The following is an 11,846-nucleotide window of genomic DNA, read 5'->3' as shown; positions in this document are numbered from 1 at the left end:
GTTTCAGTAGCTCATACTAAGCACGTGCCGACGCCAAAGGAAGGCCCATCCGCGCGAGAACAAGAACTGCTGGAGCGCGCCTACGAGTACTCGCTCACGCACGGCCTGGCCGATCTCTCGCTGCGCCCGCTCGCCACCGCGATCGGCTCCAGCCCGCGAGTGCTGCTCTTCCTGTTCGGTAGCAAGGACGGCCTGATCCGCGCGCTCCTCACCCGCGCCCGCACCGACGAGCTCGAACTGCTCCAACAGCTCAACAGCCGGTACGACGTACCGCCCGGCCTGACCGTGGTCGCGCGGGAGCTGTGGACGTGGCTGGCCGCACCAGAACGCCGACCGCTGATGGCCTTCTGGGTCGAGGCCTACGGCCGCTCATTGGTCGCCCCTGAAGGCCCGTGGGCGGAGTTTGGCCGATCAACTGTCGAGGACTGGCTCGAACTCCTCAAGGCGAGCCAGCCGGACCCCGGTACGGCGGCCGCGGAGGCGCGTCGTACCGGCGTACTGGCGATGTTGCGGGGTGCGTTGATCGACCTGCTGGCGACCGGCGACCTGGATCGCACGACCGCCGCGGTCGACGCCTACCTAACCGACTAGTTCACTGTGTCGACTAGTTCGAAGGTCACGCTGCGCTTGACGATGTCGGCCTCGACGAGCTTCACCCGGACCGCCTTGCCGAGCGGGAGGTTCGCCGTACCGGTGACGCGTCCTTCGACCGCAGGTGCGGACAGGACGACGATGCCGCGGTTCGGTTCGCGGTCGTCGATGTCGGTGATCACGCCGTCGAACTCGGCGCCGACCTGATCCTTCAGGAGACCGGCCTCGACCATGCCGACGATCGCGCGCTCATAGGCGTTGGCGCGGCGGTCGGCCTCCTCCATGATCTTCGGCAGCTCATCCATCGACTCGAGCACCCAGGCGGGCACCTCGGTACCGGCCGACAGCGCGAGGCAGATCTCGCCAGCCCAACGATCGATCAGCCGGCGCAGCGGCGCGGTGACATGGGCGTACTCGGCCTTCATCGCGGCGTGCTGCGGATGCTCCGGCACGCTCCCGTTGAACGTCACGTACCCGGCGCCGCGGAACAGCACCGTGCAGGCCGCGAGCATCGCGGCGTGCGCCGGCACCTTCGGATCGAGTCCGTGGATGAACTCCGCATACGTCGTCTCGCGCGGCCAGTCGATGCCGAGCGCCTTCGCGGTGTGGCCGAGCTTGTTGCGCAGATCGTCGCGAGCCTCGGGGAGGGTCCGCAGGATGCCGATCTTGCCCTTGATCATCAGGTCGGCCGCGGCCATCCCGGTGAGCAGCGAGATCTGCGCGTTCCAGCCCTCGACCGGAAGCGGCGCACGGAACTCCAGGCTCCAGGAGCCGTCGTTCGTCACGACCTCCTGGTCGGGGATCGGCAGGTTCACACCGCCACGTTCAAGCTCGAGCTGCTCACGCAGCTTGCCGACCTCACGCAGCAACTGCAGCGATTCGGACGCCGTACCGGCATCGAGGTCCTTCTGGACGCCGGCGTAGTTCAGCTTGGCGCGCGACTTCACCAGTGCGCGTTCACAGGTGACGCCGGTGCTCTCGCCGCTGGCGTCGAGCGGGATCGTCCACAGCAACGCAGGACGCACCTGGTCTGGCAGCAGCGACGCTGCGCCCTCGGACAGCTCCGGCGGGTGCAGCGGGGTGCGCTTGTCCGGCGCGTAGAGCGTGACGCCGCGACGACGCGTCTCTACGTCGATGGGGTCGCCGTACTCGACGAACGCGGCGACATCGGCGATCGCGTAGTGCACGACGTACCCGTCGCCCGCGCGCTCGATGTGCAGGGCCTGGTCGAGGTCCATCGAGTCCGGCGGATCGATCGTCACGAACTCGAGTTCGGTCCGATCCAGCGCCGGCAACCGCGGCGCCGTACCGGCTTTGACCGCCGCGGCGACTACCTCGGGCGGGAACTCAGCCGGTACGTCGAGCTCCCGGCGGATGTCCTGCATCGACGACCGGAAGATCTCCGGCACCTCGTCGGCGAACCTGACCCTCTGCAATGGCATGGGGTCAGAGTAGCTAGGGAACTACGTTGAAGGACCGGAGGGACGCGAGGCCGTCGGCGTACCAGTGGACTTCGGTGATCGTGGCCGGGCGCAGCTCCATCCGGAAGATCGAGGCCATCGGGGCCTGCAGAACGGAGCGAACCATCAGCTTGATAGGCGTCACGTGGGTGACCACGACGACCGTCTTGCCCGGGTAGCGGGCGAGCAGGCCGTCCCGCGCCGAGCGAGCGCGCCGGGCACAGGTGTCGAACGATTCGCCGCCGGGCGGCGTGACCGTGGTCGACTCCAGCCAGTCGTTGAGCTGATCAGGCCACTTCTCCTGGACCTCGGCGAACGTGTAGCCGTCCCAGTCACCGAAGGAGCACTCGACCCAGCCCTCGTCCACCACCGCTTCGAGCCCTAGCCGGGTGGCGACGGTCTCGGCGGTCTGCCGGGTGCGCACCATCGGCGACGTGACGATCGCGTCGACGCCTCCTTGGCGGGCCAGATACTCGGCTGCCGCGGCCGCTTGCGCGAAGCCGGTCTCACTCAGGCCCGGGTTGTCGCCCGTGGATCCGGAGAAGCGCTTCTCAGCGGTATGCGGCGTCTCACCGTGGCGCAGGAAGATCAGGTGGGTCGGCGGCTCGGTCTCGGGACTCCAGCCCGGCATGCTCTTCTTCCGCTCGTCCTTCGCGACGGCCGGCTTGACCGGCTCGGGCTTCAGCGGGATCGGGACGCCGTCGAGGGCGTTGTTCGCGAGCGCGTCGGCGGCGGAGTTCTGCGCGCGCGGCACCCAGGTCCACTTGGTACCGCGCGGCGCGAGACTCTTTGCCTTGACCGCCAGCGGCTTCATGTCCGGGTGCTTGATCTGCCACCGGCCGGCCATCTGCTCGATGACCAGCTTGGAGTCCATCCGCACCTCGATCGAGGCGTTCGGCGCGTACTCCGCGGCGAGCTCGAGACCCGCGATCAGACCGGAGTACTCCGCGACGTTGTTGGTCGCGACGCCGAGCGTCTTGCCGTCCTGCGCGATCACCTCACCCGTCGCCGGGTCGCGCACGAGAGCGCCGTACGCGGCCGGTCCCGGGTTGCCCCGGGACCCTCCGTCCGCCTCGACGATCACGTGCGTGTAGGTCATACCGCGGACTCCGACGTGCGCACGAGGATCCGGCCGCACTCTTCACAGCGCAGTACGGCGTCCGGGGCGGCGGCCTTGATGAGGTTCAGGTCGGACGGCGCGAGCTCCATCCGGCAGCCCATGCAGCGCTTGCCGACGAGCGGCGCGGCGCCGATGCCGCCGTTGTGCTCACGCAGTCGCTGGTACTGGGTGACGAGCGGATCGGGCAGGTCGGCCAGCACCTCGGTGCGCTTCTCGTTGATCCCGGCGCGCTGCTCGTCGAGCTCCTTCAGCGACGCGTCCCGGGAGGCCTCCAGCTCGGTCTGCCGACCGGCGAACGCCTCGGCGCGGGTCCGCAGCTCGGTCTGCACGACCTCGGCCGCCTCCAGCTTCTCCATCACCTCGAGCTCGGCGTCCTCGAGGTTCGAGATCCGCCGCTCCAGCGAACCGATCTCGTGCTGCAGGTTCTCCAAGTCGCGCGGCGACGTGACCTGACCGGAGTCGATCCGCTGCTGGTTGCGCGCCTTGCGCTGGCGGACCTGGTCGACATCGCTGTCGGCCTTCTTCTGCTCACGCTGCAGGTCCCCGACCTCGGTGTCCGCGGTCACCAGCTCGCCGTCGACGACGGACTTCTCCGCGAGGAGCTCGACCAGAGCCTGATGCTCCGGCAGCGATTTGCGCTTGTGCGCGACCTGATCCAGCTGCAGGTCGAGATCCTGCAGGTCCAAAAGACGGCGTTGGACGGCGGGCTCGGCGTTCAGAGTCGGCTCCTTAGATCGTTCAGTTTGCGCTCAGAGGGGGTCTGGGGAGTCAGCGCCGTAGCGAGCAGGTACTCGGTGCGGTGCATCGGTGCGCGGGGGCGGAGGGTTCGATGCGGAGCATCTAGCCCTTTGCACTCGTGCGGCGAGGTGCCGTGCCGGGTGCCGCGCAGTAGGCGATGGGTCCCCAGACCCCCTCTCACAGCCGCAAGGTCCATGCGTCAGTGACGAGCGTCGAGATGTGAGTGTCTACGGTACTGCCTTGCGCGGCCAGGTTTTCCCGCAGGAGGCGGTCGGCGTCCCGGAGCCACGGCCATTCGCTGGCCCAGTGGGCGACGTCGACGAGGGCGGGGTCGCCGTACGCCTGCGCTTCGGTGGCGGGGTGATGCCTGAGGTCGGCGGTCACATAGGCGTCGACGCCGGCTGCGCGCACCTTCGCGAACTCCGAGTCCCCCGCTCCCCCGACGACCGCGAGGGAGGTGATGAGGCGGTCAGGATCACCAGCGACCCGTACGCCGTGCTGTGTCTTGGGGAGGTTGTCCGCCACGAGCTGCGCGAACTGCTTGAGCGGGAGCGGTTCCGCCAGTACGCCGACCCGGCCGCCACCGCGTTCACTCGGCAGCGTGGCCAGCTCATACACGTCGTACGCCGGCTCCTCATACGGATGCGCCGCCTTCATGGCCGCCACCACAGCACGACGCTTGTGCCGCGGCAGGATCATCTCGAGCCGGTTCTCCGCGACCACTTCGATGTCCCCGACCCGACCGATGGCTGGGTTCGCACCTTCGAGCGGCCGGAACGTTCCCTCGCCGGCTGAACTCCACGCCGCTCGGTCGTAGTCACCCAGCTCACCAGCACCCGCGACCGCCATCGCCTCCAGAACCCCTTGGGTGTCGGCCACTGGGACGAAGACGACGATCTTGTCCAGCGGGTCCGCGGGCATCGGGTTGAGGGGGCGGGTGTCTTGCAGGCCGAGGGCTGCCGCGAGGGCGTCACTGACGCCGGGGTTGGCGTTGTCGGCGTTGGTGTGACAGACGTGCAGGGCCGTGTTGCTGCGGATCAGGTCGTGGATGACCCGGCCCTTGGGGGTGGTTGCGGCGACGCTGTTCACGCCTTTGAGGAGTAGCGGGTGGTGGGTGACGAGCAGGTCGAACTCGCCCGCGATCGCCTCGTCCACCACCTCGCGCATCGGGTCCACCGCGAACAGCACCCGCCGTACCGGCTGGTCCGGATCACCCGTCACCAGTCCGACCGCGTCCCAGGACTCAGCCCAGGACGGGTCGTACAACCGGTCGAGTACGGCGATGACATCGGCGAGCCTCGGGTTCACGAGGCCCATCCTTGCAAACCTGGCTAGATCAACCAGGCGGTGGTGTCGCCGGGGAGTTTGGCGCCTTCGAGCGGCCCGCTGGACAGCACGACCGCCGCGTCGTCGGGCAGCTCGACCGGGGCCTCACCGAAGTTGGTGATCGACTGCCAGCCGCCGGGACGGGTGAAGTGCAGCACCCAGTCGACGCCGTCGCTCCAGGTCAACTCGTTGGCGGTCTGCAGACCACGCCGTACGGCGAGAGCCTTGCGGTAGAGGCTGAGCGTCGACTCGGCAACGCCGTCCTGCGCCTCCACCGAGTACTGACCGAACCACTTGGGCTGGAGCAGGTGCGAACCGCCGGTCCCGAAGCCGAAGGAGAGACCGCCGACCGTCCACGGGATCGGGACGCGGCAGCCGTCGCGGCCCTTCTCGGCACCCTTGGAGCGGAAGTACGCCGGGTCCTGCAGGTTGGCCGCGGGGAGTTCGCCGACCTCTTGCAGCCCGAGCTCCTCGCCCTGATACAGGTACGCCGATCCCGGGAGCGCGAGCATGAGCATGATCGCGGCGCGCGCCCGGCGCAGGCCGAGCTCGACGTCGACCGTCGGCTCGGTGCCGTTGCTGAGCAGCCACGCCTTGCCGTCCTGCCAGCCGCCGGTCGGGTCCTTGGGCAGGCCGTAGCGGGTCGCGTGCCGGACCACGTCATGGTTGGAGAACACCCACGTCGACGACGAACCGTTCTGGTCGGCGAGCGCGAGGTTCTCCTCGATCACCTGGCGGAACTTGCCGTAGTCCCAATCGGCCTGCAGCAGATCGAAGTTGAACGCCTGCCCGAGCCCGTCCGCGCTGGCATAACGCGCCCGCCGAGCGGCCGGGACGAACGCCTCGGCGACGGCCGACCGGGGCGGGTCGTACTCGTTCAGGACCGTGCGCCACTCGCGATAGATCTCGTGTACGTCGTCCCGGTCCCACAGCGGGTGAATCCCGTTCGACTCGGACTGCCGGGGTAGCTCGGTCTTCGACTTGAACGGCTCGGTCAGGTCCTTCACCAGGGCGTGGGCGACGTCGACGCGGAAACCGTCGACCCCACGATCGGACCAGAAGCGGAGCGTGGTCAGGAAGTCGTCGCGCACCTCGGGGTGGGCCCAGTTCAGGTCGGGCTGCTCGGCCGCGAACAGGTGCAGGTACCACTGGCCGTCCGGGGTCCGGGCCCAGGCGGAACCACCGAAGATCGAGTCCCAGTCCGAAGGCGGCTGCTCGCCGTCCCCGTCGCGGAAGATGTAGCGCTCGCGGGCCGGGTCGCCGGGCTGAGCGCTGAGCGCCTCCTGGAACCAGACATGCCGGTCGGAGGTGTGGTTCGGCACGATGTCGACGATCAGCTTGATGTTCGCCGCGTGCAGCGCCTCGACGAGCTGACCGAAGTCGTCGAGCGTGCCGAGCCGCGGGTCCACGTTGCGGTAGTCGTCGACGTCGTACCCGCCGTCGGCCAGCGCGGACGGGTAGAACGGGCTCAGCCAGACCGCGTCGATGCCGAGGTCGATCAGGTACGGAACGCGGCTGAGGATGCCCTGCAGGTCACCCACACCGTCGCCGTCGGAGTCGGCGAAGCTGCGCGGGTAGATCTGGTAGACGACGGCCTGCCGCCACCAGTCGGGGTCAGCCGTCTGGGTACTGGTCACCAAAAGCCTCACTTTTGTGATTAATATAGACTCTAAATTTAGGTTCTGCAGTATTCTGCGCGCGGATCTGCACTGAGGTCAAGAGGGGTCACCATGACGAGCGCTCCGGTCACCGCGGCGACACCGCCGCTGCTTCGCCGCGTCAACGCCGGCAAGCTACTGGGAGTGCTCTCGACCGCCGGGGTGATGACCGGAACCGGCCTGATCCAGGCCACCGGCCTCACCCGCGCCACCGTGCACGCCGTCTGCAACGACCTGATCGGCATGGGCTGGGTGATCGAGCTCGACCCCGGTCGCGACGACACCGCGGTCGGTCGCCCGTCGCGGCGGTTCGAGTTCAACAGCCGGGCGGGCTATGTCCTCGGCATCGACATCGGCGCCGGCCGTACGACGGTCCTGGTCGCCGACCTGCGCGGCGTCACGCTGGCCAGGGCCAGTCGGTCGCTGTCCGCGGTGAAGACGCCTGCTGAGCGGACCGCGCTGGTGACCGAGGCCGTCGTCGAAGCATTGGCGGTTGCCGATGTATCGGATTCTCAGGTGCTCGCCGCGGGTGTCGGGGTCGCCGCTCCGGTCGATCGGGCCGGCAACATCCTGGTCGACGACGAGTTCTGGCGGCGCTTCGACACCGACCTCGGCCAGCGCCTCACCTCCTTGCACGGCTGGCCGGTGCTCTTGGAGAACGACGCCAACCTCGCCGTCCTCGGCGAGCACTGGCGCGGCCAAGGCCAAGGCATCGACGACCTCGCGGTCCTGCTGGCCGGCGAACGCTTCGGCTCCGGCCTGATGGACTCCGGCCGTCTCCTCCACGGCAGCCGCGGCGGCGCCGGCGAAATGCTCTACCTCAAGCTCGTCGAGGGCGTCGGCGACACGCATGGCATCGCCCGCATAGCCAGAGACCAGGCCACCGCCATCCTCGCCGATCCCACCATCGAAACCAGCCTCCGCGCGCTCGCCCACCCCTCGGCCGGCACCGTCGGGGCGGTGACCGCGGAGCAGGTGTTCGCGGCGGCCGCTGCTGGGGATGAAGTTGCCCTCGGCATCCTTCGCTCGTTGGCAGCTCGGACGGCCAGGGTCGTTGCCACGTTGGGGATCCTGGTCAATCCCGAGCTCGTGGTGATCGGCGGTGCGGTGGCCGAGGCTGCCGGACAACTGCTCCCGGATATCGAGGAGCAGCTGTCCGGATACACCAGTACGCCGCCGCGCGTGGCAGTGTCTTCACTCGGCGACGCGATCGTTTCGGTCGGCGCCGTCCGCCACGCACTCAACTACGTCGAGCAGCACGCACTGGATCTGGAGCTCACGCGCTCCGGGTGAGCGCCCGCGCGACCGCTTCCAGCACGATCACGTTCCGGCCCGAGGTCGTTGCCGACGGCACCCCGGCCGGGACCAGCGCCTGATCCTCCGGAATGCCCGTGCACAACACGAACACGTCATCACGACGCCCCTGCAGCAAGAACTCCAGCGCCTCGCGAATCCACGGCGTACGACCCGCGTCCTGGACGGCGATCACCAGCGGCCGGCCCTTCGCCGCCGCGGCCGCCTGAGCCAGCGCGTCCTCGGACTGCTCACCCTCGGAGTGCTGATCCTCGAACAGCGCAGCCTCCTTCTCCGACAGCCGATGCTGGTCCCGCAGCACCACACCATCCGACCCCGGAGCGATCCGGGCGAAGATCTCCGGCAGGCCGCTGAAGTACGGGTGCCACGCCGGGTGCAGCCCCTGCGTCAGATCGATCACGTACGGCGTCGCGCCCAGCGCGGGGAACGTCTGTCCCGCGACAACCCGGTCGGCCACCTCACGGATCGCCGCCCCGTCGAACGCGGTCTGCCGCTTCCGCTGCGCCAGCGACGCGGCCAAACGCCGTACCCGCGAGGCCGCGTCGGCGACCCGCTCGGCCGGCAACGAACCGTTGCCCACGGCATCGACAATGTGCTTGGTCAGACCTTGCGGATCCGCAGCACCGATCGCGATCATCGCGAGGTCGGCACCGGCCCGGATCGAGGCGACCGCCGCGTCCTCGATCGACATCATCTTGGTGATCGCCTGCATCTCCAGCGCGTCGGTGGTGATCACGCCGTCGAACCCCAGCTCCTCCCGCAGCAGTCCGGTCAGGATCCGGTGCGACAGGGTGGCGGGCTGATCGTCGTACGCGGAGAAGACGATGTGCGCGCTCATGACGAGGTCGGTACCGGCCGCGATCGCCGCCTTGAACGGCGCCAGCTCGACCGCCTGCACCTCGTCGATCGACCGGTCGACCCGTGGCAGATCCAGGTGCGAGTCGGTCGCGACATCGCCATGACCCGGGAAGTGCTTCGGGCACGCGGCGATCCCGGCCTCGAGCACACCCTCGACGAACGCGACACCGTGCCGCGAGACCCGGTCGGCCGTCGTACCGAAGGAGCGCGTCGAGATGATCGGGTTCGCCGGGTTGCTGTTCACATCGACCGACGGCGCGAGCATCAGGTCGATCCCGAGCGAGGCCAGCGTGGCGGCCGCGTCCCGCGCCGAGGCCCGGGTCAGGTCGACATCGTCGAGGTCGCCGAGCGTGCGCGGCGACGAGAGCGGCCACGGGTTGGCCGGCGCGAGGTGACTGAACTCGCCACCCTCGTGATCGATCCCGATGATCACGTCCGGCCGCTCGGCGCGCAGGCTCTGCGTGAGCGCGAGCACCTGCTCGGGACCCGTCACGTTCCGGGTGAACAGGATGACGGCGCCGAGACCGTCCGCGACGGCGCGGCGCAGGTTGTCGGGGGCGGTGGTTCCGGCGAAGCCGACGATCAACGCGCCGGCAGCATCACGTTCCAGGTGGTCGGTCATGCCGACACCCTCTCTCGTGGTGCGTTAATTCGCCAGCCCCCTTTTCGAAATCTCACTCTCAAAAACGGTGGTCGCGACGGCGAGGTCCTGCCAGGCCATCCCGACGCTCTTGAAAATCCGCCTCTTCGTGGGGTCGATCGGTACGTCGCCGCGCAGCACCGCGCCGAGTTCGAGGGCCGCATCCGCGGCGAGGGTCCCGGCCGCAACCGCCTGGATCACGTCACCGGCCTCGGTGGTCGCGGCCGTCTTCGACTCGACGACGACCTGGGCGTCCTTGAACAGCCCGGCCGGAAGCTCGGCCGCGGTCGGTGTGTGCGAGCCGACGGCCACCACAATCACATCCGGCGCGAGCGTGTCCGGGACGACCGGCGTGGAGGCCGACGTACAGCAGATGACGACACCGGCGGTTTCGAGGTCGGCCGTCGTACCGGGTTGTGCCTCGACGCCGAGCGATCGGCCGTAGGCGGCGAGCCCCTCGACAGCCTCAGCCCTCCTGCCGTGGACGGTGAAGTCCTTGCACCATCCCAGCTCGACCAGCATCCGCAGATGCGCCCGCGCCTGGACACTCGTCCCCACGATCGCTGTCCGACCACGCGCACCGCCGAGCGCCGCGATCCCGACCATCGACACCCCAGCAGTCCGTACGGCGGTCAGCTCCACCGCATCGATCACCGCGACGGCGCTCAACGTGCTCGAGTCGAACAACACGTACACGCCTTGCACTCGGGGTAGCTGTCGGCTGGGGTTGTCCGGCGCGATCGTGGCGATCTTCACCCCGGTCAGCCGCTCATCAGCCGCCGGCATCAACAACAACTCACCACCAGGCGCCTGAAACCCCGACCGCGCCGCACTCCGCTCCAAAGTCCACGGATCAGCCCCCGCCCGCCGAATCCCCGCCACCACGCGTTCCGCCGGCACCGCCAGTACGTCGTCCCCGGTGAACTGCTGAATCATCCAGCCTCCTTCATCAACCGCTCCCGGAACTCCGCCAACGGCAACACAACCTCACCGTCCTCCGCGAGAATCCCCGACAGCGTCGCCGTCTGCGCATCGAAGTCCATCACCACGTCGACCATGGTGAACGTGAAGTCGGCCCGCCCGTCCCGCCGCCGCTCGAACTCCCCCAGCAGCCTTTGACGTACCCACCCGTCGGCCTCGTCAGTGAAGAACAGTCGCTCGAGCTCAGACTCCCCGGTCAACTCACACTCCCCCTCAGACACAGTGATCGTGACCCGCGACCACCGGGACAAGACGGCCAGGTCAGCCGCGGAGACCTCCACGATCGGAATCCCCAGCCCATAAAGCTCCTCAGCCACCATCGCCCCGATCACCAGAATCGGATCCGCCCGCAACACCACCAACGCCGCCGGCCCAACCCCCGCCCGCAACATCTCCGCCAACACACTCGCACTAGACGAAGACCCCCGACTCCCCGGCATCACCACCACCCGCCCACCCAACCGCTCCCCAAACTCCGGATGCCGCTCATCCGTAATCACCCCCGTCGCCGCATCCGTCCCACCCCACAACGACAACGGCTCCCCCAACACCAACACCCCACCAACCGCCGTACCCCCATGCAACCCCCGCCCACCCAAACCCATCACCCCCACATGCTCCCCCACCCCACCTTGAGCACCGCCCAACCACACCGGCGGGTGCGCGAGCACCTTTGTGGATGCTCAGGGCCACCCAACGCCCATCAGACTCCACAAAGGCGGCACCACGTGGTCGATCGATACCCAAAATGCCCCACCGCCCGACCTTGAGCACGGCCCAACCATTCCGGCGGGCGTCACGTGGCTGACGGGTGCTCAAGGTGCCTCGCCTAGGGCGTCGGCCGCGTTTATGGGTGAGCTCCGGGCATCACGTACCTCAGCCACAGCCCGTCGGCCCCAGGCAGGGTGTACCTCGGTCGCCGACCTCGCCATCCCCCTCAGCCATCTGCTTGGCGCGCGCGAAGCTTTCAGTCGACCGCCGGAGGCGGTCGGGTCGCGCGGCGGGCCAGGCAAGCGACTCGGCCGGGTACGTCGCGTTGTGGCTGAGCTTGTTTCGGCCGATCAAAAGACGGGGTGGCTGAGCGACGCGGTGGCTGAGGGGGATGGTGCGGCCGGTGACCGCGTTCTCCATTGCTTGGGGCTGACGGGTTGTGGTTGCGG

The 11,846-nt window shown here is 68.7% G+C and carries 10 protein-coding genes; 2 read left to right on the top strand and 8 right to left on the bottom strand.

Annotated features, from left to right (window positions below):
- The first annotated feature begins 24 nt into the window (after positions 1 to 24).
- A complete protein-coding gene (locus ACIA49_RS13665; protein ID WP_396377458.1) occupies positions 25 to 591 on the top strand; it encodes a TetR/AcrR family transcriptional regulator in 567 nt (188 codons plus the stop codon).
- Here ACIA49_RS13665 and ACIA49_RS13660 read toward each other — a convergent pair.
- From ACIA49_RS13660 to ACIA49_RS13640, 5 genes are all read right to left on the bottom strand, one after another.
- On the bottom strand, positions 588 to 2,033 hold the full coding sequence (locus ACIA49_RS13660) for an RNB domain-containing ribonuclease (RefSeq protein ID WP_396377457.1): 1,446 nt from the start codon (positions 2,031 to 2,033) through the stop codon (positions 588 to 590). The genes ACIA49_RS13665 and ACIA49_RS13660 overlap by 4 nt on opposite strands.
- Positions 2,034 to 2,046: 13 nt before the next feature.
- Positions 2,047 to 3,150 (bottom strand): bifunctional RNase H/acid phosphatase, encoded by a 1,104-nt coding sequence (locus tag ACIA49_RS13655; RefSeq protein ID WP_396377456.1) that lies wholly within the window; start codon positions 3,148 to 3,150, stop codon positions 2,047 to 2,049.
- A complete protein-coding gene (locus ACIA49_RS13650; RefSeq protein ID WP_396377455.1) occupies positions 3,147 to 3,857 on the bottom strand; it encodes a zinc ribbon domain-containing protein in 711 nt (236 codons plus the stop codon). Before ACIA49_RS13650 ends, ACIA49_RS13655 begins: the two co-directional genes overlap by 4 nt.
- 229 nt (positions 3,858 to 4,086) lie before the next feature.
- Positions 4,087 to 5,217: a Nif3-like dinuclear metal center hexameric protein gene (locus ACIA49_RS13645; RefSeq protein ID WP_396377454.1), complete on the bottom strand. Its 1,131-nt coding sequence runs from the start codon at positions 5,215 to 5,217 to the stop codon at positions 4,087 to 4,089.
- Positions 5,218 to 5,240: 23 nt separating this feature from the next.
- On the bottom strand, positions 5,241 to 6,872 hold the full coding sequence (locus ACIA49_RS13640; RefSeq protein WP_396377453.1) for a glycoside hydrolase family 13 protein: 1,632 nt from the start codon (positions 6,870 to 6,872) through the stop codon (positions 5,241 to 5,243).
- Between the two features lie 93 nt (positions 6,873 to 6,965).
- On the opposite strand from ACIA49_RS13640, the gene ACIA49_RS13635 reads away from it, so the two are divergent.
- Positions 6,966 to 8,186 (top strand): ROK family protein, encoded by a 1,221-nt coding sequence (locus ACIA49_RS13635; RefSeq protein WP_396377452.1) that lies wholly within the window; start codon positions 6,966 to 6,968, stop codon positions 8,184 to 8,186.
- Here the strand turns inward: ACIA49_RS13635 and nagZ are convergent.
- Genes nagZ through ACIA49_RS13620 form a run of 3 tightly spaced genes read right to left on the bottom strand, consistent with a single transcriptional unit; the run spans position 8,170 to position 11,291 of the window.
- Positions 8,170 to 9,687: a beta-N-acetylhexosaminidase gene (nagZ, locus tag ACIA49_RS13630; protein ID WP_396377451.1), complete on the bottom strand. Its 1,518-nt coding sequence runs from the start codon at positions 9,685 to 9,687 to the stop codon at positions 8,170 to 8,172. The genes ACIA49_RS13635 and nagZ overlap by 17 nt on opposite strands.
- A gap of 24 nt (positions 9,688 to 9,711) precedes the next feature.
- A complete protein-coding gene (locus ACIA49_RS13625; RefSeq protein ID WP_396377450.1) occupies positions 9,712 to 10,641 on the bottom strand; it encodes an ornithine cyclodeaminase family protein in 930 nt (309 codons plus the stop codon).
- Positions 10,638 to 11,291, bottom strand: a complete 654-nt coding sequence (locus ACIA49_RS13620) for an aconitase X swivel domain-containing protein (RefSeq protein WP_396377842.1) — start codon at positions 11,289 to 11,291, stop codon at positions 10,638 to 10,640. Before ACIA49_RS13620 ends, ACIA49_RS13625 begins: the two co-directional genes overlap by 4 nt.
- Positions 11,292 to 11,846 lie beyond the last annotated feature (555 nt).

Origin of the sequence: Kribbella sp. NPDC051587, from assembly GCF_044453945.1 — a bacterium.
In the GTDB taxonomy this organism is placed as follows: domain Bacteria; phylum Actinomycetota; class Actinomycetes; order Propionibacteriales; family Kribbellaceae; genus Kribbella.
This window is presented reverse-complemented; position numbering and strand designations above follow the sequence as displayed.

Excerpts from the sequence above, each read along its gene's own strand:
- ACIA49_RS13655 (WP_396377456.1), bottom strand. The coding sequence starts at position 3,150 with ATGACCTACACGCACGTGATCGTCGAGGCGGACGGAGGGTCCCGGGGC.
- ACIA49_RS13620 (WP_396377842.1), bottom strand. The coding sequence starts at position 11,291 with ATGGGTTTGGGTGGGCGGGGGTTGCATGGGGGTACGGCGGTTGGTGGG.
- nagZ (WP_396377451.1), bottom strand. The coding sequence starts at position 9,687 with ATGACCGACCACCTGGAACGTGATGCTGCCGGCGCGTTGATCGTCGGC.
- ACIA49_RS13625 (WP_396377450.1), bottom strand. The coding sequence starts at position 10,641 with ATGATTCAGCAGTTCACCGGGGACGACGTACTGGCGGTGCCGGCGGAA.
- ACIA49_RS13660 (WP_396377457.1), bottom strand. The coding sequence starts at position 2,033 with ATGCCATTGCAGAGGGTCAGGTTCGCCGACGAGGTGCCGGAGATCTTC.
- ACIA49_RS13635 (WP_396377452.1), top strand. The coding sequence starts at position 6,966 with ATGACGAGCGCTCCGGTCACCGCGGCGACACCGCCGCTGCTTCGCCGC.